General features: G+C 70.5%; 19 protein-coding genes, 1 tRNA gene and 1 pseudogene. 6 read left to right on the forward strand and 15 right to left on the reverse strand.

From position 1 onward, the window contains the following. Positions 1 to 4: 4 nt before the first annotated feature. On the reverse strand, positions 5 to 1,093 hold the full coding sequence (trpS, locus tag LJB74_RS08250) for a tryptophan--tRNA ligase (protein WP_259308075.1): 1,089 nt from the start codon (positions 1,091 to 1,093) through the stop codon (positions 5 to 7). A 235-nt stretch (positions 1,094 to 1,328) separates the two neighbouring features. On the opposite strand from trpS, the gene LJB74_RS08255 reads away from it, so the two are divergent. Further along, positions 1,329 to 1,748 (forward strand): hypothetical protein, encoded by a 420-nt coding sequence (locus LJB74_RS08255; RefSeq protein ID WP_259308076.1) that lies wholly within the window; start codon positions 1,329 to 1,331, stop codon positions 1,746 to 1,748. A gap of 101 nt (positions 1,749 to 1,849) precedes the next feature. Next, positions 1,850 to 1,934 (forward strand) — tRNA-Ser (locus tag LJB74_RS08260). Between the two features lie 98 nt (positions 1,935 to 2,032). Here the strand turns inward: LJB74_RS08260 and LJB74_RS08265 are convergent. The 4 genes and pseudogenes from LJB74_RS08265 to LJB74_RS08280 form a co-directional block, all read right to left on the reverse strand. After that, the gene (locus LJB74_RS08265) at positions 2,033 to 2,665 is read right to left on the reverse strand and encodes a transposase (protein WP_259308077.1); all 633 of its coding nucleotides are present in this window, start codon (positions 2,663 to 2,665) and stop codon (positions 2,033 to 2,035) included. An 89-nt stretch (positions 2,666 to 2,754) separates the two neighbouring features. Then, positions 2,755 to 5,037, reverse strand: a complete 2,283-nt coding sequence (locus LJB74_RS08270; RefSeq protein WP_259308078.1) for an excinuclease ABC subunit UvrA — start codon at positions 5,035 to 5,037, stop codon at positions 2,755 to 2,757. A 397-nt stretch (positions 5,038 to 5,434) separates the two neighbouring features. Then, positions 5,435 to 5,572: pseudogene (locus tag LJB74_RS08275) on the reverse strand (IS3 family transposase); the annotation flags it as partial. 308 nt (positions 5,573 to 5,880) lie between these two features. Continuing rightward, positions 5,881 to 6,861, reverse strand: coding sequence for a nuclease-related domain-containing protein (locus LJB74_RS08280; protein ID WP_259308079.1), 981 nt, complete (start codon positions 6,859 to 6,861; stop codon positions 5,881 to 5,883). Positions 6,862 to 7,143: 282 nt separating this feature from the next. On the opposite strand from LJB74_RS08280, the gene LJB74_RS08285 reads away from it, so the two are divergent. Beyond that, entirely contained in the window at positions 7,144 to 7,860 is a 717-nt protein-coding gene (locus LJB74_RS08285; RefSeq protein WP_259308080.1) for a peptidase E, read from the forward strand. A 9-nt stretch (positions 7,861 to 7,869) separates the two neighbouring features. Here the strand turns inward: LJB74_RS08285 and LJB74_RS08290 are convergent, their stop codons facing one another. The 8 genes from LJB74_RS08290 to LJB74_RS08325 form a co-directional block, all read right to left on the reverse strand. Continuing rightward, complete coding sequence (locus tag LJB74_RS08290; protein ID WP_259308081.1) at positions 7,870 to 8,790, reverse strand: ROK family protein; 921 nt, start codon at positions 8,788 to 8,790, stop codon at positions 7,870 to 7,872. Next, positions 8,787 to 9,521 (reverse strand): copper homeostasis protein CutC, encoded by a 735-nt coding sequence (locus tag LJB74_RS08295; RefSeq protein WP_259308082.1) that lies wholly within the window; start codon positions 9,519 to 9,521, stop codon positions 8,787 to 8,789. The genes LJB74_RS08290 and LJB74_RS08295 overlap by 4 nt, the downstream gene beginning before the upstream one ends. Further along, positions 9,518 to 11,038 (reverse strand): M81 family metallopeptidase, encoded by a 1,521-nt coding sequence (locus tag LJB74_RS08300; protein WP_259310316.1) that lies wholly within the window; start codon positions 11,036 to 11,038, stop codon positions 9,518 to 9,520. The genes LJB74_RS08295 and LJB74_RS08300 overlap by 4 nt, the downstream gene beginning before the upstream one ends. Then, positions 11,004 to 12,899, reverse strand: coding sequence for an ABC transporter ATP-binding protein (locus LJB74_RS08305; RefSeq protein ID WP_259308083.1), 1,896 nt, complete (start codon positions 12,897 to 12,899; stop codon positions 11,004 to 11,006). The genes LJB74_RS08300 and LJB74_RS08305 overlap by 35 nt, the downstream gene beginning before the upstream one ends. Before the next feature lie 59 nt (positions 12,900 to 12,958). Continuing rightward, positions 12,959 to 13,843 (reverse strand): ABC transporter permease, encoded by an 885-nt coding sequence (locus LJB74_RS08310; protein ID WP_259308084.1) that lies wholly within the window; start codon positions 13,841 to 13,843, stop codon positions 12,959 to 12,961. Beyond that, the gene (locus tag LJB74_RS08315) at positions 13,840 to 14,280 is read right to left on the reverse strand and encodes an ABC transporter permease (RefSeq protein WP_259308085.1); all 441 of its coding nucleotides are present in this window, start codon (positions 14,278 to 14,280) and stop codon (positions 13,840 to 13,842) included. The genes LJB74_RS08310 and LJB74_RS08315 overlap by 4 nt, the downstream gene beginning before the upstream one ends. Then, complete coding sequence (locus LJB74_RS08320) at positions 14,235 to 14,912, reverse strand: ABC transporter permease (RefSeq protein ID WP_259308086.1); 678 nt, start codon at positions 14,910 to 14,912, stop codon at positions 14,235 to 14,237. Before LJB74_RS08320 ends, LJB74_RS08315 begins: the two co-directional genes overlap by 46 nt. A gap of 102 nt (positions 14,913 to 15,014) precedes the next feature. Beyond that, on the reverse strand, positions 15,015 to 16,865 hold the full coding sequence (locus tag LJB74_RS08325; protein ID WP_259308087.1) for a peptide ABC transporter substrate-binding protein: 1,851 nt from the start codon (positions 16,863 to 16,865) through the stop codon (positions 15,015 to 15,017). Between the two features lie 262 nt (positions 16,866 to 17,127). Between LJB74_RS08325 and LJB74_RS08330 the strand changes: the two genes are divergently transcribed. Further along, positions 17,128 to 18,282 carry an ROK family transcriptional regulator gene (locus tag LJB74_RS08330; protein WP_259308088.1) on the forward strand — a complete coding sequence of 385 codons (1,155 nt, stop codon included), beginning with the start codon at positions 17,128 to 17,130 and terminating at the stop codon, positions 18,280 to 18,282. A gap of 21 nt (positions 18,283 to 18,303) precedes the next feature. On the opposite strand, the gene pepE is transcribed toward LJB74_RS08330, so the two are convergent. Continuing rightward, entirely contained in the window at positions 18,304 to 19,008 is a 705-nt protein-coding gene (pepE, locus tag LJB74_RS08335) for a dipeptidase PepE (protein WP_259308089.1), read from the reverse strand. A 324-nt stretch (positions 19,009 to 19,332) separates the two neighbouring features. Here pepE and LJB74_RS08340 point away from each other — a divergent pair, with 324 nt between their 5' ends. After that, positions 19,333 to 19,896 (forward strand): DUF4389 domain-containing protein, encoded by a 564-nt coding sequence (locus LJB74_RS08340; protein WP_259308090.1) that lies wholly within the window; start codon positions 19,333 to 19,335, stop codon positions 19,894 to 19,896. 55 nt (positions 19,897 to 19,951) lie between these two features. After that, on the forward strand, positions 19,952 to 20,458 hold the full coding sequence (locus tag LJB74_RS08345) for a flavodoxin family protein (protein ID WP_259308091.1): 507 nt from the start codon (positions 19,952 to 19,954) through the stop codon (positions 20,456 to 20,458). Between the two features lie 60 nt (positions 20,459 to 20,518). On the opposite strand, the gene LJB74_RS08350 is transcribed toward LJB74_RS08345, so the two are convergent. After that, positions 20,519 to 21,283, reverse strand: coding sequence for a class I SAM-dependent methyltransferase (locus LJB74_RS08350; protein WP_259308092.1), 765 nt, complete (start codon positions 21,281 to 21,283; stop codon positions 20,519 to 20,521). Positions 21,284 to 21,620: the final 337 nt, after the last annotated feature.

The raw sequence follows: 21,620 nt of genomic DNA on the forward strand, positions 1-21,620 counted from the left end.
GGCCCTAGTACGTCATGTCCATGACCCGGCGGACGTGGCCGAGGGTGTCGTCGGCGATCTCGTTGGCGCGGGCGTTGCCGCGGGCCAGCACCGCGCGGAGGTAGCCGGGGTCGCCCGCCAGGTCGCTCCGCCGACGTCGGAGCGGACGGAAGTACTCGTTCACCGCCTCGGTCACCAGTACCTTGAGGGCGCCGGCGCCGCGGTCGCCGATCGAGTCGGCAACGTCGACGGGGTCGGCCCCGGTGCACATGGATGCGGTGAGCAGCAGGCTCGCGACCTCCGGGCGGCCGACCGGGTCGTAGGTGATCGTCCGGTGCGCGTCGGTCTTGGCCCGGCGGATCAGCGCAGCGGTCTCGTCCTCGGTGCTGCGCAGCTCGATCGCGTTGCCGCGCGACTTGCTCATCTTGGCGCCGTCGATCCCGAGCAGGACGGACGCGCCGGTGAGCAGAGCGTCGGGCTCGGCGAACACGACCTCACCGCCTGCGTAACGCTCGTTGAAGCGACGGGCGATCAGCCGCGCGGTCTCCACGTGCGGCAGCTGGTCGCGGCCGACCGGCACGAGGTTGCCATGGCAGAACAGGATGTCCGCAGCCTGGTGCACCGGGTAGGTCAGGAGCAGCCCGCTCATGGCTCGTTCCCCGGTGGCCTCCGCCTCGGCCTTCACCGTCGGGTTGCGCCGCAGCTCCGCCGCGGTGACCAGGCTGAGGAACGGCAGCATCAGCTGGTTCAGCGCCGGCACCGCACTGTGGGTGAACACCGTCGCGGTGTCCGGGTCGATCCCGGCGGCGAGGTAGTCCAGCAGCAGCTCGTCGACGTTCCGTGAGAGCTGCCCGACGCTGTCCCGGTCCGTGATGACCTGGTAGTCGGGGATGACGACGAACACGTCGACGCCGGCGCGCTGCAGGCGCACCCGGTTGGCGAGCGTGCCGAAGTAGTGCCCGAGGTGCAGGGCGCCGGTGGGTCGGTCCCCGGTCAGGACCCGGAAGTCGGCCGGACGCTCAGCGATCTGAGCCTCAAGCTGTGCGCTGCGCGCGGCGGACACGGCGAACGACGCGGCGGTGCTGTCGGTGGTGGTGGTCACGGTGGTGCTCACGGTTCTCCCAGACGTTCAGGGAGCTGCCTTCACCGTCGCCTCGCCGCGCGTCGCGCACGTCGTCGAGCCACCCGAAGGCAGCTCGAGACAGGTTCAGGTCACGGCCGCCGCAAGGACGGCCACCACCCGGTGCGCGATAGACGAGACACAACCGGAAGCGTAGCCCGCTCGCCTCGATCGGGTGGTGATCACGCGTCACCCGGCGTGAGCTGCTGCTCCGTGCCAGTCTGGGGCGATGGAGACAGGGGCCCGGACGGGCGTCGTCGGCATGGTGGTGCTTGCGCTCGCGCTCACGGCGGGGTGCGGCGGATCGACACCGCCGCCTGCTCCGACCGACGTTGCCGTCTACGACCCCGCAGGCGGTCCAGGCGGGTTCGCTGCGCTGTTGGCCGGCACCTTGGAGCGGGTCGATGGCTGTGTCGTCGTCCGCGATGATGGCACCGGCGGTGCGGTCGCCGATTCCGTCCCGGTCTTCCCTCGCGGGGTCCACTGGGACGGTGACGCCCTCGTTGTCGGGGGCACCACGTACCGGCTCGGTGATCACGTGGAGTTCGGCGGCGGCATACTCGCGGAGGCGGGCGCGTCCGCATCACTGGCGGCTGACGTGCCGGCGGCGTGTGCCGGTCGGCTGCTGTGGCTGGTCTCGGGGCTGTAGGGCGGCGTTCGCGTCCTGCCGATTGACTCCTTCTCGGGCCGTGGACCGGGAGGACCCCCGGTACCAGTCCCCTCCGCGGATCTAGTAACCTCTGTGGGCCGGGAGGATTCGCCTAGTGGCCTATGGCGCACGCTTGGAAAGCGTGTTGGGTGAAAGCCCTCGGGGGTTCGAATCCCCCATCCTCCGCGCGTGAAGGGCCCGTCACCTGCGAGTGTGCAGGTGGCGGGCCCTTCGACGTTGGTGAGGTCAGCCGTCCAGATCGGTCTCGGTAGCAGTTGGACGGTCTAGTGCCGCGTGTCTGACGTTGTCTTTCGGTTGGCCTTCTTGAGGATGTCGTCGGCGGCTGCGGTCCAGATGAAGGGGTGGGCGCGGTCGTTCCCGCCGTCGATGAAGGTGCGGATCTTGGCATTCGGGTCTTTGACCGCGGTGTCGGTGCCGCGGTGGATCGCCTGGCGTTCGATGACCAAGAACCAGACCGCGACCAGGTTCATCCACGACGCGTGGGTGGGCGTGAGGTGGACGACCACGCGGGGGTTCGCGGCGAGCCAGTCTCTGACCTCGGGGGTCGTGCGGGCCGCGTAGTTGTCCATGACCAGGTGCAGCTCGCGCTCGGGGTAGGCGCGGACGCAGTCGGCCGAACGGCGCTCGATCAGGTGCGGCCGGGTCGGCAGCACCGGGGCGGTGCGGCCGGAAGCCTGGATCTGGGACTTCTCGTCTGCGTACAGCACGATCGAGTTCTGGGGTGGGGCGAGGTAGGGCCCCACGACGTCGGTGACCTTGGCGACCAGCTCGGGGTCGGTGGAGAACCGGAACGACCCGGCCGCCAGCACGATCCGCGCCCGTGTCGCCAACCCTGCCGCCACCATCGAGGACCTCGTCAACCGCACCAGCTCCCCGCGGTCCTCGTCATCGATCACCAGACCACGAGCAGGACGACTCGCCGTGCCCCACGATCCCCAACCCTCAACACTGAGCCAACTAATGAGCCAACTAGTGACACGCAGTACTAGGTGCTTTCGGCCCGAGGGTGCAGGGCCATGACCTCTGCGAGGTAGTGGGCGGTGTACCCGATTCCTGCACGTGCCACGTCTTCGGGGGTGCCGGTGGCCACGAGGCGTCCGCCCTGCTTGCCGCCCTCGGGGCCGAGGTCGATGACCCAGTCGCAGCGGGCGACGACGGACATGTCGTGTTCGATGACGATGACGGAGTTGCCGTCGTCCACGAGCCGGTCCAGGAGGACCATGAGCCTGTCTGTGTCGGTGGCATGGAGTCCGGTGGTTGGCTCGTCGAGCACGTACAGGTTGCCCTGCTTCCCGAGCTCGGTGGCCAGCTTGAGGCGTTGGGCCTCACCGCCGGACAGCGTCGACAGGGGCTGGCCGAGCGTCAGGTAGCCGAGGCCCACGTCGACGAGGATCTGGAGGGTGGGTCGCAGATCCCGGTCATTCTCGAACCGCTCCAAGGCCTCGACCGCGGTGAGGGACAGGACATCCCAGATGTTGAGGCCATCCCAGGTGAGGGCGAGAACCTCGTCGGTGTAGCGGCGCCCGCCGCAGGTCGTGCACGTCGTGCGCACGTCGTCCAGGAACGACATCTCGACCGCGATCGAACCCGCACCCTTGCACTCCGAGCAGGCGCCGGCAGCATTGAAGCTGAACTGGGACGCCGGCCGTCCGGTGTGTCGTGCGAAACGCTTCCGCAGGACGTCGAACAACCCCAGGTAGGTGGCGGGGACCGACCGACTGCTGCGCCCGATCGCAGTCTGGTCCACTACGACGGCCTCGGGATGCGCGGGCAGGAACACCTCCTGCATGAGCGTGCTCTTTCCGCTTCCGGCGACTCCGGTGAGCGCGACGAGGACGCACGTCGGGATGTCGACGTCGAGGTCGACCAGGTTGTGTGCGCGCGCGCCCCGGATTGCGTGTGCCTCGCCCCAGGGACGCCGGGGACGCGGCGCGATCCTGAAGCCCCGCAACGTCCGGGCCGTGAGGGTGTCGGCCGCCGCGAAGTCGGACGCCGGCCCGGCAAAGACGACGTGGCCGCCGTCCCGGCCCGCGACGGGGCCGATCTCGACCACGTGGTCGGCGGATGCGATGACGGTCGGCTCGTGCTCCACCACGAGGACGGAGTTGCCCTTCAGCTGGAGCTGTCGCAGCAGGTCGACCAGCTTGCCGACGTCGCGAGGGTGGAGTCCGATGGACGGCTCGTCGAGGACGTACAGCATGCCCACGAGGTCGCAGTCGAGCTGGCGGGCCATCTTGACGCGCTGGCTCTCGCCGCCCGACAGGCTGGCCACGCTGCGCGCCAAGGAGAGGTAGCCGACGCCGATGTCGATCAGGTGGCTGAGGATGCGCCGCATCTTGTGCACGAGTGGGTCGGCGATCGGCCCGGTGATCGTGGCCAGCCAGCCGTCCAGCTCGGCCAGTTCCAGGGTGGACGCCTCGTGGATTCCGAGCCCGGCGAGCCGCACGGAGCGGGCCCGCTCGTTGAGGCGGGAGCCGGAGCAGGTGTCGCACTCCACATAGCGCAGGTACTGGTGGTACGCATCGCGCTTGCCCGGCGCAGCGCCGTCCTCGGCTTGGTCGGTGAAGTAGCGCTCGAGGCGCCTGGCCGCGCCCCGCCAGGTCTTGGCGTAGGTGCCGCCGCCATGGGAACGGGTGATCGGGATGTCGTCGCCGTAGAGGAGGAGCTGGCGTTCCTGAGCGGTGAAGGTCGATACCGGCCGGTCGACGTCGAAGAGGTCGATCGCCATGAGTTCGCGCCAGTTCCAGCCGTTCACCTTCCAGTCGGGATGCGTCAGGGCGCCCTCGCGGAGGGTCTTCGTCGTGTCAAGAAGTTGGTCGGCGTCGACGCGGATGAGGGTGCCCAGCCCGGAGCAGGCCTGACACATTCCGGTCGGGTGGTTGAAGCTGAAGATGAATGACGGCGCGCCGTCCAGGTCGCCGCAGCGCGCGAACAGCAGCCGCAAGTAGGTGGCAACCTCGGTGGCCGTGCCGACAGTGGACCGCAGTGTCCGGCCGAGGCGCTTCTGGTCGATCACGATGGAGGTCGACAGGTTCTCGATGTCATCCACGTCGGGCCTGCTGAGCTTGGGCAGCCGACGCCGGGCGAACGAGCTGAAGGTCTCGATGAGCTGACGCTGGGCCTCGGTGTGGATCGTGTCGAACACCAGCGACGACTTGCCCGACCCCGACACGCCCACGAAGGCGACCAGGGCGTCCCGCGGGATGTCGAGCGAGATGTCCTTCAGATTGTGGACGCGTGCGCCCCTGATCCGGACCGACTCAGGCATCGTGACCCGCCTCGGCCTGGGGCGCTGCGTCTGCTGGCGCTAGCGACATCTGAGACAGCGCGTCCGTGTTGCGTTGCGCGACCCTCCCATTCCCGTCCTCGCGGTGATGGATCTGCGTCACGCCAGGCGAGTACTGCCGGGGTATTCCGTTGGCGGACGCCTGCACGCGCTGGTGGCCGACAGCGTCTGCCCTGTCCCCGTTCACGTCGGCCGCGGTGAGCTCGTGTGAGTACGACGTGCGGTTCGAGGGAGCGTTGTGCAGGTGAGAGAAGCCACCGCCTACCTCCTGTTGCTCACGACCGGATATCCACGGGCCAAGCACCGTGGCCGAATCGCCCTCGGTCTGATGGAGAGACAGGCTGATGGATGTCGACCAGGGTTGCTCGGCTCCGTGGGTAGCGTAGAACGTGGTTTCGAACTCGGCAGGTGGGACGTCGTCGCGGTAGCCGTGCAGCCTCGTGGTGGTGTGCCGGTGGACCCACCCGAGGGTTGCCAGCTCGAGGTCCCCGGCGGTTCGCCACGGTCCTGGTCGGGTGACCGTACTGGCCCGCGGTGAAGCGAACTGGATGGACGGCATCGCCGGCGTGGGTCACTGGCGAACCTATGACGGGGACGAGGTCGACCTGGTCGTCGAACGTGACGACGGCGCAGGTGTCGCGTTCGAGATCAAGGCAGCCGGACGCGTGCCGGGCGACGACCTCCGCGGCCTGCGGAAGCTGCGCGACGCAGTCGGCGAGGCGTTCATCGCCGGCGTCGCCCTCTACACCGGCGAGCGTGGGTACACCTTCGAGGACCGCTTGCACAGCTCAGCCCGTCCATGGTCCGTCGTAGGTGGATGCACGCTCAGCGCGGCTGCCACGTCGAGTGCCACCGGGCCGCCTCGTAGAGTGCGCCAACCTGCGCGACCGTCAAGCGCGGCGGAAGGTTGCGCAGCGCCGTGAACGCCTTGGTGGCGCGGTAGACCAGGACGTCGCCGGGGTGCTCACGGATCGTCAGCGATCCCGATCCGAGACGAAAGATCAGGACAGCGGTCGCGGGGACGGGGAATCCAGCGGCGGCAGTGAGCAGCTTCGCGGCGCGAGCGGCTTCATGTCGGGAGTTCCTCAAATAGGGCACGGGCTGGTTGTTGACTCTGATCTGCTTGGGCACGACCCAGACGTTGGCGCCGGGGTGGTGCTTGGAGTTCACGGTAAGGACTCCCGGCGGGCCGATGAGGACGTGGTCGATGTCGGAGTCGCCCGCTCCGACCGGAACCGAATGCAGGACCCGCCACCCGTGCGTGATGAGGCGCTCGAGTTCTTCCCCGATGGACTCCTCGGCATCGGCGCCGATGCGCCAGGCGCGCTCATCGGTGTGGGCGTCGACGAGTCGTCCGAGCCATGTTCGAACCTTGCCGACCTCAGCCCGTCGCGCCTCGAGCTCCTCGCGCGCCCGAGCGCGGGCCGCATACCCGGGCCGGCGCGCGCTCAAGTCTTCGTCGGCGAACCGGGCGAAGGCGCCCGGCCCTTCGGCGAGCCCGCTTGGGGCTGTTGGGGCAGACGGCTGCTCGGCGGAGGCGGCGTCGACCACGACGGGAACGGCTTCGGCGAAGGCGAACCCGGCGTCGGCAAGTGCGGCCCAGCGGGACAGGATCTGGGCCGTCGTTGGGTCCGCAGGTATCAGCGCTCCACTGAGGTTGTCCCGGTAGCCGATCTGTACGCCTGTGCCGGTGTCGATGACGTAGGTGCGGTCCTTGCCATATCGGCGCCAGTTCCTGATCTCGAATTCCCCCATGGCCGATGAATCGGCAGTCGCAGACAGCGGCTGAAGCGCCGCGGGCCTCACAGGCCCAGTCACCGGCGAACGGAACGAGACAACAAGTCGGTCAACGGCTCACCTAGTGCAGTGGCGGACGCACGGCGCGGCAGCGTCAGCCAACCGTCGCGGCGCCGTCAGCAGTCTGTGGCAGCTGCTCCCCCGCCACACCATCCGTGACCCCGCTCTCATCCCGCGTCGACGCACGGTCGATACGCTGCGCCACGTGATCACCACCCCCGCCGTCGACTCACCCCCGCCCGCGAACCCTCCGGCCCGCCCCGCGGTCCTCGCACCGACGGCAACCCGCCCATGAAGGGGACGATCGTCACCCTCGGCGGTGGTGGCTTCTCCATGTCCGACGACGGGTCGTCGGCGATCGATGACTACCTCCTCGAGCTGACCGGCAAGGCCCGTCCTCGCGTGTGCTTCGTCCCGACCGCGAGCGGCGACGCCGACGGGTACAGCCAACGGTTCGAGGCGGCGTTCGCCGGCCGTGCCGACACGACCGTGCTGTCGCTCTTCTGTCACGCGCCGTGGGGCTACTCCGAGCCGGGCGTGCTGCTGGACCAGGACGTGATCTACGTCGGCGGGGGCTCGACCGCCAACCTGCTCGCGGTGTGGCGGCTTCACGGTCTGCCGGACGTGCTGGAGCAGGCCGCCGCCAACGGCACCGTGCTCGCGGGGATCAGCGCGGGTATGAACTGCTGGTTCGAGGCGTCGTCGACGGACTCGTTCGGGCCGCTCGCCCCGCTCGCCGACGGGCTCGGCTTCCTCCCGGGGAGCGCCTGCCCGCACTACCTGGGCGAACCTGACCGTCGTGCGGCCTACCAGCGGTGGGTGGCGACGGGCGCACTGGGCGACGGGTACGCCGTTGACGAGTACGCCGCGATCGTCTGGCAAGACGGACAGTTCTCCGAGGCGGTCGCCGAGCAGAAGCGACGGCCCGTCTTCCGGGTCGAACGCACAGCCGATGGTGCGGTCGAGCACGAGCTCCCGGTCCGCCTGCTCACCAGCGCACAGGGCTGAACCCAGCCGTCACGCCGCCGGCGACGGCTCCAGCCCCGCACCCGAGCGGGCCGCCAGGACCGTTCCCCACGCCGCCCCCCACATGCCCAGGCGGGCGGGCACGATCAGGGGGACGTGGTGGAACGTCGCCGCGGCCCGCGCCTTGGCGATGGTCGGTTCGAGGACCTGCGCCCAGGCCTGCGCCACTCCGCCGCCGACCACGATCACACTCGGGTCGACGAGTGCCACGAGGTCGAGCACGCTGCGGGCCAGCGCGGTCGTCGCCTCGTCGAGGATCGCGACCGCGCGTGTGTCGCCGGCGCCCGCAGCCTCGATCAGGTCGCGCGCGGTCGCCGATCCCGCCGCCGCACCGGTCACGGCGCTCCACCGCTGCCCGAGCTGGGTCCCGCCGACGAAGGTCTCGAGGCAGCCCCGCTGGCCACAGCTGCACGGCCGATCGCCACCGAGCGAGACGTGACCGATCTCGCCGGCGGCACCGTGCGCTCCGCGTCGGATCTCGCCGTCGATGACGTGGGCTCCGGAGATCCCGGTGCCGAGGCCCAGCACGAAGATGTCCGTGTACCCGCGGGCGGCACCGAGTACCACTTCGGCGCGGGCGGTGGCCGCACCGTCGTGCACGACGACGCCCGGCGCACCGAGTGCCGCCGAGAGGGTGTCGGTGGGCGTCGTCCCCTCGAGCCAGCGGACGTTGCTGCACGCGACGACGCCACCGGTCTCGTCGATGATGCCCGGGACCGCGAAGCCGAAGGCGTCGGGTGCGTCCGGCCCGACGAAATCCGTGACGCGCGCGACGACCTCGGACAGCGCCTGGGGATGCTGCGGGGTGGGGAAACGGTCGCGGCGCAGCGTCGTCCACTCGCCGTCGGCCTCACGGGCGAGCAGGAGCTTCGTGTTGGTGCCGCCGCAGTCGATGCCGAGCAGAAGGGTCACCGGGCACGCTCCAGGGCGTCGATGGTGGTGCGCAGGGCACGGACGCGTCGCTCGTCGGTCGCTTCTCGCGTCGACCTGCCGGCGCCGGCGAGAGAGCCGAGGTCGATCTGAAGCGCCTCGTCGACGACCCGTTTCGCGGACGCGTGGATCGCTGCGACGCCGGTGGCCGCGACGGCGCCGACCATGGAGTCGTCGATGCCCGCACCTGCCATCACCTCCAGGCGGCCGTCCGCCCGGGCGACGACGCGCGCGATGTCGTCGAGGGCATCGATCGCGCGGCTCGCGCCACCGGAGGTGAGGATCCGGTCGACACCGATCCCCGCGAGCACGTCGATGGCCTGGTCCCGATCGGCCAGGGTGTCGAACGCCCGATGAAACGTGACCTCCGCGGACCCGGCGATTGCACGGACCCGGGCGACCAGGGTGGCGTCGACCCGGCCGTCACGGACGGCGCCGACGACGACCCCGTGAGCCCCCGCGTCGACGGCACGGCGGACGTCGTCGAGCATCACGAGCACCTCGGACGGGCTGTACTCGAATCCCCCCGCGCGGGGTCGCACGAGGACGTGGACGGGCGTCGCCGCAGCGACAGCCGCGTCGATGAGTGCCGCCGACGGGGTGAGCCCGCCGAGTGCCAGAGCGGTGCAGAGCTCGATCCGGTCGGCGCCGCCGCGGACGGCCACCAGGACGCCGTCGGGATCCTGCACGGCGACCTCGAGTGCGACGGTCACAGGATCCGTGCCTTCAGGGGCGGGCGGCCGGCGAACCGGTCGTAGGGGAACATCGGACGGGTGATGCGGTGGTGCCCGAGCCGCTCGAGGTCCTGGTCGACCGGTCCAGGGGTGAGCGCGAGCGTCCACCCCTGCGCGACGTCGTAGAGGGTCGGCTCGAGGTAGCCGATCTTGGTCACGATGATGTCCGCGAGAGCCGGGTCGAGGCCGATCGCCGCGAAGTCGTCCGTGCTGTGGAAGGCCTTGCGGAACTCCGTGACGACGATGCGCAGGCCGCCGTGCTGCACGACGGCGATCCGCCCGGCAGCGGGGTCACCCTCGTAGCGGCCGATGAGCGTGCCGGTGAGGCGGACGGGTGGACTCACGCGACCGTCCACGCGCGCCCCGGCGGTGACGTCGACGGGTGCCCCGACCGGAGCCGCGAACAGTGTGTCGATCGCGGCCTGGTCGAAGATCGAGGCGACGTAGGTCACCGGCGCGTCGTCGGCGGCGAGCTCGGGCTTCGCCAGGAGCTGCTGCAGCGTCCAGGTGACGTCGCCGCTGCCACCGGCGCCCGGGTTGTCCCCGGAGTCGCTGATGAGGTACGGCCGGCCGCCGCCGGACGCGCGGTGCTCGACGGCCCGGGTGACGGCCTCGTCGAGCGAACCGGGTGGCCCGACGAAGGCGAAGTCCTCGCGGGCGTCCCACAGCGCCCGGGCCAGCCCCTCCGCAACCGGGCCGATCACTGCCGGGTCGTCGCCGGTCACGAGCACCGTCGCGTGGCAGCGCGGCTCGTCGGCCCAGGCGTAGCCGATCCAGATCCCGGCGTCGGTGACCCCGGTCAGAGCCTCGATGTCGGGGATGCGGCGGTAGAGGCTGCGCGCCGGCTCCACGCGGGTCGACGTCTTCTCCCCGGGCAGCAGGATCGGTACCTGGACCCAGGCGCGGTGCGGCCTGCCGCCGCGCGCGAGCCACGCAAGGAGCGTGCGCGCCGACCGCTCCCGGGTGTCCCAGGAGTCCTCGTGGGGCGCCAGACGGAAGCAGGTCGGCAGGTCGACGCCACGCGCGAACCGCTCGGAGACGTTGCCGTGCAGGTCCATCGGTGCCGCGATGAGCGGTCCGGGTCCGACGAGTGCCCGGATGCTCTCGACGAGGTCACCCTCGGCGTCGTCCCGGCCGTCCACGCTCATCGCCCCGTGGACCTCGAGGTAGATCCCGTCGAGCGTGGCGGGGTCGAGCGCGGCCAGGCCCTGCAGCATGCGCGCCTTGAAGTCGTCGTACACCTCGGGCAGCACCTGCCCGCCCGGGATCGACCGGGCGGCGAAGACGCCGAGCCACTGCGCCGCGTCTCCCAGCTCGGTACCCGGTGCGAGGAACGGGTACCAGGCGACCACCTCGTCGCCCTCGCGGACGACGAAGTCGCGGTAACCGGCCCGGTGCTGGGCGTACTGGCTGGACTCGATCGCCATGCCGACGATCGCGATGCGAGGGGGTGAGCGGTGGTCATCGTGCGGTCGGTCCTTCGGACGGAGTGACAGGGGTGTCGCAGGCGGGTCCGACGTGCTGCCGCACGAGGTCTTCGTCGACGTCGGCCGCAACGGTGACGGGTGACCTCGCCAGCACGGCACGGGCGGTCCGGCGTCGCAGCTGCTCGTCGGGGTCCGGGGACGGGGCGGCCGCCAGCAGGCGCTGCGAGTACGGGTGCCGCGGGCGGGTCAGGACGTCCTCGCTGGGCCCGACCTCGACGATCTCGCCCCGAAGCATGACCGCGACCCGGTCGGCCATCGAGTGCACCACCGCGAGGTCGTGGCTGATGAACAGGCACGCGAACCGGTAGCGCTCCTGCAGGGCGCGCAGGGCGTCCAGGACGTGGGCCTGGACCGACACGTCGAGCGCGGAGGTCGGCTCGTCCGCGATGAGCAGGCGGGGATCGAGCGCGATGGCTCGCGCGAGCCCTACGCGTTGTCGCTGCCCGCCCGACAGCTCGTGCGGGTACCGGTGGGCGTAGTCCCGGGGAAGCTCGACGGCGTCGAGAAGGTCGAGCACCCGGGCCTTCCGTGCGCGCCGACCCGCCCCGTGCGGGCCCCGGTGGATGAGCAGCGGCTCCGCGATGACCGCGCCGACGGTCATGCGCGGGTCGAGGGACGAGCCCGGGTCCTGGAAGATCACGCCGACACGCGATCGTGTCTCCTTGTCGCTGCGGGTCAGCGCGAGCCGCTGGCGCACCTCGTTCCCGAGCAGCCGCACGCTGCCCTCGGCGACCGGTACGAGGCCGAGCGCGGCCCGACCGAGCGTCGACTTGCCGGACCCCGACTCGCCGACCAGGCCGACGATCTCGCCGGAGGCGACGGTCAGGCTGACGTCGTGCACCGCACGGAAGGTCGCCCCACCGCGCCGGTAGTCGATGCTGACGTGGTCGAACCGCAGCGCCGCCTCGGCGCCGTCGGGTCCGCCCTCGTCGGGGGCGCGGACGACGGCGCGGCCCGCGTCCCCTGCCGGGCCGACAGGCGCAGGCGCCCCTGTCGACCCCGTCGACACTGTCGCCCTCGCCGTCTCCGCCGGGCCGGCCGGCCCTGCCTCGATCTCCTCCCACCGCGCGGACGGGAGCCGAGGCACCGCGTCGAGCAGCCGACGGGTGTAGTCCGCCTCGGGACGCTGGAGCACGTCGCGCGCGGCGCCGACCTCGACGATCTGCCCGTGGTACATCACCGCGACCCGGTCGGCGACGTCCGCGACGACCCCCATGTTGTGGGTGACCAGCAGGAACGCGGTCGACGAGCCGACCGTGAGCTGATGGATCAGGTCGAGGATCTCGGCCTGGATCGTCACGTCGAGGGCGGTCGTCGGCTCGTCGGCGATGATCAGCCGCGGTTCGCACGCCAGCGCGATCGCGATGACGACGCGCTGACGCTGACCGCCCGACAGCTCGTGCGGGTAGCCCTTCGCGCGCAGCTCGGGCTCGGGGATGCCGACACGGGTCAGCAGGTCGATCACGCGACGGTGGGCCTCGGTGGTCGAGCAGTCCTCGTGGTTGGTGATGACCTCGGCGATCTGGGCACCGATCGTCATCGTCGGGTTCAGCGCGGTCATCGGCTCCTGGAACACCATGGAGATGTCCTTGCCGCGGATCTGGTTCATGCGCTGCTCGCCCGCGTCGAGCAGGCTCTCCCCCGCGAGCGTGATCCGGCCGCTGACGTGGGCCGTCGAGGGCAGCAGGCCGATGACCGCGAGCGAGGTCACCGACTTGCCCGACCCCGACTCCCCGACGAGCGCCAGCACCTCCCCGGGGAAGACCTGCAGGCCGATGCCGTCGACGGCTCGGGCCGCGCCCTCGTCGGCGCGGAACGAGACGGCGAGGTCCTCGATCACCAGCACCGGCTGCGCCGCGGTGTCGGTCACGGCAGGTTCCGTCCCGGTCACGGCAGGTTCCGTCCCGGCCGTGACGGCCTCCGCCCCGGTCACAGGTCACGCCCCTTGACGTCGAACACGTTGCGCAACCCGTCGCCGATGAAGTTGAAGCCGCACACGGTCAGCACGATGCACAGACCGGCGGGGAAGATCAGCCACCACGCACCCGAGTACGTGTACGTGATGCCCTTCGTCAGCATCGCGCCCCAGTCCGTCTGAGGGGGCTGCAGCCCCATGCCGAGGAACGACACGTACGCGACGAGCAGGATCGCGTCGGCCACCTGGAAGGTCGCGTTGACGATCATCGTGCCGATCGTGTTCGGCACGATGTGCCGCACGACGGCGCGCGTGTGGGAGCCACCGACCGCACGGACCGCGAGGACGTACTCGCGGGTCTTGATGGACAGCGACTCGGCACGGATCAGCCGGGCCGGCACGAGCCAGGAGACGAGCCCGAGCACGAGGATCATGAGCTGGATCGACGGGCGGGTGATCGCCGAGAGGATGAGCAGCAGGAACGTCGCGGGGATCGCGATCCCGGCGTCGACGATGCGCATCATGACGACGTCGACCCACCCACCGAGGTAGCCCGCGACGGCGCCCCAGACGGTACCGAGCAGCGTCGCGAGGATGCCGGCCGCCAGCCCGATCGTGATCGACGTCTGGCCTCCCACCATGAGGCGCCCGAGCACGTCGTAGCCGAGGTCGTCCGTGCCGAGGAGGTGCCCGTCGACGCCGGGCGCGGCGTTGAGGTCGGCGTAGATGTCCGGCTGCGTCTGGTTGGTCGGGTGGACCAGGGGCCCGAGGAAGCAGAAGACGACCAGCGCGAGGATGATGATCGTCCCGACGACCGCGAGTCGGTTCGACAGGAAGCGGCGCAGAGTGCGCCGGCCGGGAGAGGTGCCGGCGACGGTCGGCATGACGTCGGCGCTCATCGCAGCGACCCCCGGGTCCGCGGGTCGAGAACCGCCTGCAGCAGGTCGGCGAGAAGCGAGCCGACGACCGTCGCGATCGCGATGATGAGGACGCAGCCGAGCAGGACCGGGTAGTCGCCCTGCTGGGCGGACCTCCAGAACAGCAGGCCCATCCCGGGGTAGTTGAACAGCGACTCGACGACGAGCATGCCGCCGAACATCACCGGCAGGTAGTACCCGAGCATCGCGATGACCGGGGTGAGCGAGTTGCGCACCACGTGGCGCACGACGACCCGCGACTGCGACGTGCCCTTGGACCGCGCGGTGCGCACGTAGTCCTCGCTGAGGTTGTCGAGCGTCGCCGAGCGCATGTACCGCGAGAACGTCGCGACGATGCTCAGCGACCCGGTGATCACCGGCAGCACGAGCACCCGCGGCTCGGCGAGCAGCTGTGCCACGGTGACGTTCCCCCGGGGGCGATCGCCGGCAGCCAGCGCAGCTTCTGGGCGAAGACGATGATGACGATGAGCCCGAGGAAGAACGACGGCGTCGAGTAGACGACGAAGTTGAGCGCCGTGAGCGCGGAGTCCGAGGCCTTGCCGCGGTGCACGGCCTGGTAGATCCCCATCGGCAGGGCGATGATCAGCGCGATCACCATGCACAGGCCGGCGAGCAGCAACGTCTTGGGCAGGCTCGTGGCGATCGCCGTCAGCACGGGCATGTTGAGCTTGAACGAGTCGCCGAGGTCGCCGTGGGCGAGCTGACCGACGTAGTTGACGTACTGGTGCCAGACCGGCAGGTCGTAGCCGTGCGCATGGTTGAACGCGTCGATCTGCTCGGCGTTGGCCTGCATGCCGAGGAGCCCCGCCCCCGGACCGTCGGGCATGGCCAGGTGCAGCAGCGCGAAGACGAGGACGGTGACGATGGCGACGACGATCAACGACTGGACGAGTCGCTTGACCACGTACCACTGGTAGGTCGCGCGCCAGGTCGTGCGGGCTCGCGCACCTCCGGCGCCGCGCGCCGCGGCGCCGGAGGCGACGTCACCGGGCGAGACGGCACCGTCGCCGGTGAGGGCGGCAGCGTTCATGGGTCCGGGCTCCTTCGTTCGTGCAGCGGGGGTCGGGCCGGAGCGGGCGGTGCCGCGCGGGGATCGCCCGCGCGGCACCGCCTTCTCACGGTGCGGGGGATGTCAGGACGTCCAGCTCCACTTCTGCGGTGCGAAGTTCCCGCCCGGGTCCTGGGTGCCGATGTTCAGCGTGTTGCTGACCACGGACACCTGGTAGACGGGGTTGGGCATCCAGAGCACCGGGAGGTTCTCCGCCAGGTAGGCGGAGTACTTCTGGTCGGCGGTCGGGTCGGAGGACACGAGGGTCGCGTTGATCAGGTCGAACGCCTTCTGGTCGACGTACTGCCCGGCGTTCCACTTCACCCCGTCGGCCCACAGGTGGTCTCCGGTGGGGTAGGCGTTGAAGTACCACGAGCCGGCGGTGCCGAAGAAGACGAGCTGCCACGAGCAGTCGGACCCGCTCTTGCACTTCTGCGCCTCGGTGAGCACCGAGTCCAGGGTCGCGTCCTGGATCGTCATGTCGACGCCGATCTTGCTGTACGCCGACTTGATCGCCGCCATCATGTTGTCGGTCTCCTGGGAGCCGTTCTGCGTCATGACGGTGATCTTCATCTGCGTGCCGGACGCGATGCCGGCGCCGCACTGGCCGCTGCCCGTGCCCGGGTCGGTGCAGGCCAGGATCCCGTCGGAGCCCTTGGTCCAGCCGTTGTCGGTGAAGTACTTCTCCGCGGTGGTGAGCGAGTACGGGTACGGGTTGTTGGCCTGCACGCTGGACAGGTAGTCCGACGCCGGGTTCTGCGGGACCGGCCCGTAGTCAGGGGCGGCCGCACCGTGCCAGATCTTCTCGGAGATGGTCGGCTGGTCGACCGCGCTCTGGAGTCCCTGCCGGACGTAGAGCTGCTTGAACACCGCGCCCATGGTCGGGTTGGCGAAGTTGTACGGCATGTAGGTGACGGACCAGCCGTTCCACGGCACGATCTTGTAGCCGAGGTCGGTGAACTGCGACGACGTGCTCAGCTGCGACGGCGTGATGAAGCCGTAGTCGACGCCCTTGGCCCGCAGGTCGTTCATCTCCGCGTCGTTCGACGTGTACGGCTTGAAGTTGACCGTGTCGATGTGCGGCTTGTCCTGGCCGGTGTACTTCGTGTTGGCCACGATCGTCACGCTGCCGTCGGAGGTCCAGGACTTGACGACGTACGGCCCGTCCACCACCTTCCACATCGGGTTGGTGCTGTAGGTGGTCACGTCCTTCGCCTGGTCCTCGATGAAGGTCCAGACCTGCTTGGCACCGTCGGGCGTCTGGTCGTAGTCGCCCACGGCGCCACTGGCACTCGTCTTGTCCCAGGCGTGCTGCGGCATCGGGCTGAACAGCGTCAGCTGGTTCGCCAGGATGAACTGCTGGTTGTAGGCCTTGTCGAAGGTCAGCGTGAAGTGCTTGTCGTCCGTGATCTTGAAGGACGTGACGTTGTCGGGGAACAGGACCTTGGAGTACGAGCCCCACTGGTCCGTGTTGGCCTTGATCAGGTTGTAGGCGAACTCCACGTCACGGGAGGTGACCGGCGAGCCGTTGTCCGACCAGGTCAGGTCGCCGAGCGTGATGGTCACCGCGGTGTTGTCGGCATTGAAGCTGTACGCCGACGCGGCCGATGCGGCGGTGTCCAGCTCCATCCGACCGCTCGTGCCGTCGTAGTTGATCAGCGAAGGCCAGTTCGTGGCGTGGATCGCGCTGTTGGACGTGATCATCTTGTCCGGCGGGCTGATCGGGGCGATCCAGTTCGGTCCCTGACCGGGGGCGAGCGCATAGGTGACGGGCTTGGTGCTGTCCGCCGCGGCGCCGGAGCCGTTGGTCGAGGAGGTGGAGCCGTTCGTGCTCGAGCCGGCCGAGCATGCGGCCAGGGCCAGGGCGCCGGTCGCGAGCAGGGCGATGAACCCTGCACGCTTCCGACTGCTGCGACCGGTTGACGCGGTGTGCATGAAGACCTTCTTCCGTCGTGGGGGACAAGTCGGTTCGGGACGATGGGCGGAGATCATTTCTTCGACACAAGTAGCCACTTTCTTCGATATCGAAGATAACTGCTAGTCTTGCTGCGAGTCGTGGCGCAACTGCGTACGCCTCGGAGATTAGCCGCCGCGCAATCCGCTGGCAATGGGGCATCAACCCCCGGTTCACGCCGGCCAGCATGCCGTAAGGTCAGTCCCTATATTTCGACCGCGAATTAACAGAAAGGTAACCGCGATGTCCGAGGATCTGGTCGGAACCCCGTCTCAGCGGGGCGAGCACGCGAGGGTCGTCGGCCTGATCGCCTCCGGCCGGGCGACCAGTCGGATCGCGATCTCGCGTGCGCTCGGCATCGCACCGTCGACGGCCTCCCTGCGGGTCCAGGACCTGATCGACGCGGGCCTCCTCGTCGAGTCCGGCGACGAACGGTCGACCGGCGGCCGACGCGCGAAGACGCTGTCCCTCGCGCCCGACGGCGGATGCGTCCTGGCCGTCGACCTCGGCACCCACCATGCGAGGGTGGCCCTGGTCGACATGGCGGGCGCGATCCTCTCGGCCGAGGAGATCCCGGTCGAGATCGCGAGCGGGCCCGAGGCGGTGCTCACCGCCGTCATCGGGGCCGCGCTCGCCATCGAAGACCGTCCGCGGTTCCGGGGGCTCGGACTGGCCCTGCCCGGACCCGTCAACATCGCGACCGGCGCCGTCACGCTCCCGTCACGGATGCCGGGCTGGAAGGACTTCGCCGCCCGCGACTGGCTCACGGAGACCTACGGCATCCCCGTGGTCGTCGAGAACGACGCCAACCTCATGGCCTACGGCGAGTACATCGCCCACGGCTCGGGACCGCGGGACATCGTGACGGTCAAGGCGGGGTCCGGCATCGGCGCCGGCGTCATCGTGCAGGGGAACATCCACCGCGGTGCGACGTTCGCCGCGGGCGACATCGCCCACGTGCGCGTCGACGCCGCCGGTGACCGCCCGTGCTCGTGCGGGAACCACGGCTGCCTCGAGACCGTCGCGTCGGGCGCAGCCCTCCTGGGGATGCTGCGCGCCCAGGGCGTCGCCGTCGACACCGCCGCCGACGTCGTGGGACTCGCCCAGGAGGGCGACCTGATCGCCACGACGGCCGTGCGCGCGGCAGGCGCGCGCCTGGGAAGTGTGCTGTGCGCGGTGACGAACTTCTTCAACCCCACGGCGATCTACCTCGGCGGGCTGCTGTCCACCGTCGAGCCGTTCGTCGCCGCGGTCCGTTCCGAGATCTACCAGGGCTCCCACCCGCTGGCCACCCAGAGCCTGACGATCGAACGGACCCTCAACGACCGCAACGCGACGCTGATCGGGGCGTCGCGCCTGGCGATCGAGCACACGCTCCGGGTCGGCATGACGGAGTAGCCCGACGTCGCCGCCCGCGGCTCACGACAGCAGGAACGACAGGTCCTCCCCCGTCGCGAGCTCGACGGCGTCGCAGCCGGCGCGGAACAGACGCGCCCCGGCGGGCTCGCCCTCGAGCGTCAGCCGGTCGCCGCGCCGACGCAGCCACGTCCCCTCGCGGAGACCCAGCACCGGCACGTCGGACTCCTCGTGGAACTGCCGGATCCGCTCCTCGCGGGTCTCACCCTGGTGGGTGTCGCCGGGGACCGGGTCGAGGTAGTGCGGGTTGATCTGGAACGGCACCAGGCCGAGCGTCTCGAAGCTCGGCGGCTGGACGATCGGCATGTCGTTGGTGGTGCGCAGCGACGGGGTCGCGACGTTCGTCCCGGCGGACGAGCCGAGGTACGCGGCACCGGCCGCCACGGCAGCCGGGATCGCCGCGATCAGGCCCGTCCGGTACAACGCCGCCGTCAGGCGGAAGGTGTTGCCGCCACCGACGAAGACGATCCCGGCCTCCGCGACGATCTCGACCGGGTCACCGGTGTGCACCCCGACCACCTGCAGGCCGAGAGCGGCCAGTGCCCCGGCGGCCTTCGCGGTGTAGGCGTCATGGTCGGCCAGGGCGTAGGGCACGAACGCGACGACCCCCGCCCTCGCGGTGCCGGCAAGGTCGCCGATGCCCGCGGTGGCGTGGGCCAGGTACGAACGACCGGGAGCGGCCGAGCTGGACAGCAGCAGGAGGTTCACGGATCTCTCCTCGACGCGGGGCGACGTCGGAGGTTACCGCGGGCCGGACGAACGGCGTTCCGGTGCGGCCCGCCCCTGAGCCCCCGCGCGCGCCGCGATCACCGGTGCCACACTGGGCCTGTTGTGTCAGGACGCCGGCGAGCCGGTCCTTCGACCCGCCGGTTCCCCGGTCGAAGGAGCCCACGATGACGATGCCGTCGGCACCACCAGCCGACTACCCGGTCCACCTCACTGCACGGCCTCCGGAGCAGCTCTCCGCCGGGCTGTGGCTGGTCAAGTGGCTGCTGATCATCCCGCACGTGATCGTGCTGATCCCGTTGGGGGGTGGTGTTCGTCCTCCTCACGATGGTGGCGTTCGTCGCGATCCTCGTGACCGGTCGGTACCCGCGGGGCATCTTCGACCTCAACGTCGGGGTGCTCCGGTGGGCGTGGCGCGTGGGCTACTACGCGTACAGCGCGCTGGCCACGGACGAGTACCCGCCGTTCACGCTCGCGGAGCAGCCGAGCTACCCGGCCTCGCTCACCGTGGAGTACCCCGAGCGGTTGTCCCGTGGGCTCGTGCTGGTCAAGTGGTGGCTGCTCGCCATCCCGCACTACATCGTCGTCGGTCTGCTCACCGGCCCGCAGTTCAGCTACGAGACCGCTCAGGGCACCCGGTACCAGGGGCAGATCGGGCTGATCGGCATCCTGGTGCTGGTGGCGGCCGTGCTGCTCGCCGTCCGCGGCACGTATCCGCGGAACCTGTACGACCTCGTGCTGGGACTCAACCGGTGGGTCTTCCGCGTCGCGGCCTACGCGTGCCTGATGACCGACGTGTACCCGCCGTTCCGACTGGACCAGGGTCCTGAGGACCGCGTCGCGGCCGTCGGCCCGGCGCCGGCCAGCTAGGTCGTCGGGACCTAGGGCCGAGGCGAACCCCCGCGATGAGGCGAACGGTGAGCGCATGACGTCCCTGGTGGTGTACGAGTCCATGTTCGGCGCGACGAAGGCCCTCGCGGAGGAGATCGCACGGGCACTGGGCGACGGCGGGCCGGCCCGCGTGGTCGAAGTCGGCGCACTCGCAGCGGACGGGCCGACGCTCCCGGACGACGTCGACCTGCTCGTCGTCGGGGCTCCGGTCCACGCGTTCGGGATGAGCCGGGCCTCGACCCGGCGCGACGCCGCCAAGGAGCAGAGCCCGGTGATCTCGGCGACGATCGGCGTCCGCGAGTGGCTCGAGCTGCTGGTCGTCCGGCCGGGACTGCGCTTCGCCACCTTCGACACCAAGGTCCTGACCCCGCGGTTGCCTGGCTCGGCGGCGAAGGCGATCGACAAGCACCTGCGGGCAGCCGGTGCGGTCCGGATCTGCCCACCGCGCACCTTCTCGGTGCACGGGAAAGCCGACGGCCTGGTGGACGGCGAGCTCGACGCGGCGCGAGCCTGGGCCGGCACACTGACCGCGACCCGATAGGGATCACCCGCGCTCAGCGCGCCCGGTGCGCTCGGTGATGTCGACCTCACCCGGCCGATCTCACCCGGCCGTCGCCCGGTACGCGTGGGTCACGTAGGGCAAGCAGACCAGGCCGTCCGGCTCGACGACGGAGCGGGCGAGGTCCCGCACCGCGTCGAGGATCCGGGTGCGACGATCCGGCTCCGCGGTGATGACGTAGCTGCGCGACGCCGCCATCGCCACGACGTCCTCGACGCTCATCCGGCGCTCCCAGGCGACCTCACGCGTCTCGAGCGACCCCAGCGGTTCGGCGACCTGCGGGCCTCCGCCGTCGATCAGGCGTTCGGCGGCACTGTGGTGCATCACCGTGGAGAGCTCGGCGACCCAGGCGACGCGCTCGTCGCGGATGTTCCAGATGAGCCCGAGCACACCACCCGGCCGCAGGACGCGCGCCGCCTCGGCCGAGCCACGTGCCGGGTCGACCCAGTGCCACGACTGCCCGAACGTCACGGCGTCCACGCTCGCATCGGTCACGGGCAGCGACTCACCCGTTCCTTCGCGGGTCTCGACCTCCGGCAGGCGACCGTGCAGCGCGGCGAGCATCTGGGCGTCGGGGTCCACGGCCACGACCGTGCGCCCGGGTGCGACGAGCGCGGCCGTGAGCTTGCCGGTGCCCGCACCGACGTCCACGACGGTCGTCGCGTCGCCGGGCACGAGCCAGGCGACCAGCTCCGCCGGGTAGGGAGGTCTGCCGCGCTCGTACTCGGCTGCGTGGCTGCCGAAGGACCGCGCTGCCGAGACCGCGTGCCGTTCGATGGTGCCGTCATGCGAGTCGGGTGAGGTCACGGGCACCATCTTGCCGCCCGGTCACGCAGGGGTCAGCGCCCGACGACCGCGGCGCGACCGTGGGCCCGGTGCCGGTAAGCCAGGCCGTCCGTTCCGAGATCGACCAGGCGTCACACCAGCAGGAACGACAGGTCCTCCCCCGTCGCGACCTCGACCGGTTCGCGGCCGGGGCGGAACAGGCGCGCCCCGGCGGGTTCGCCCCCGAGCGTCAACCGGTCGGCACGTCGCCGTCACCGACGCCGTGGGCCGAGCCCCACCGCCGCGCGTCGCCGCACGGACCGACGTGCACGTCCCGGGAGAATGGACAGACCGACCGCCGCTCCCGAGGCGGAGCACG

Source organism: Cellulomonas sp. P24 (genome assembly GCF_024704385.1).
GTDB lineage: Bacteria > Actinomycetota > Actinomycetes > Actinomycetales > Cellulomonadaceae > JAJDFX01.

Bases quoted from the DNA above. Each gene is read 5' to 3' on its own strand.
- LJB74_RS08255 (WP_259308076.1), top strand. From the start codon at position 1,329: ATGGAGACAGGGGCCCGGACGGGCGTCGTCGGCATGGTGGTGCTTGCG.
- LJB74_RS08270 (WP_259308078.1), bottom strand. From the start codon at position 5,037: ATGCCTGAGTCGGTCCGGATCAGGGGCGCACGCGTCCACAATCTGAAG.
- LJB74_RS08285 (WP_259308080.1), top strand. From the start codon at position 7,144: ATGAAGGGGACGATCGTCACCCTCGGCGGTGGTGGCTTCTCCATGTCC.
- LJB74_RS08310 (WP_259308084.1), bottom strand. From the start codon at position 13,843: ATGAGCGCCGACGTCATGCCGACCGTCGCCGGCACCTCTCCCGGCCGG.
- LJB74_RS08320 (WP_259308086.1), bottom strand. From the start codon at position 14,912: ATGAACGCTGCCGCCCTCACCGGCGACGGTGCCGTCTCGCCCGGTGAC.
- LJB74_RS08325 (WP_259308087.1), bottom strand. From the start codon at position 16,865: ATGCACACCGCGTCAACCGGTCGCAGCAGTCGGAAGCGTGCAGGGTTC.
- LJB74_RS08330 (WP_259308088.1), top strand. From the start codon at position 17,128: ATGTCCGAGGATCTGGTCGGAACCCCGTCTCAGCGGGGCGAGCACGCG.
- LJB74_RS08345 (WP_259308091.1), top strand. From the start codon at position 19,952: ATGACGTCCCTGGTGGTGTACGAGTCCATGTTCGGCGCGACGAAGGCC.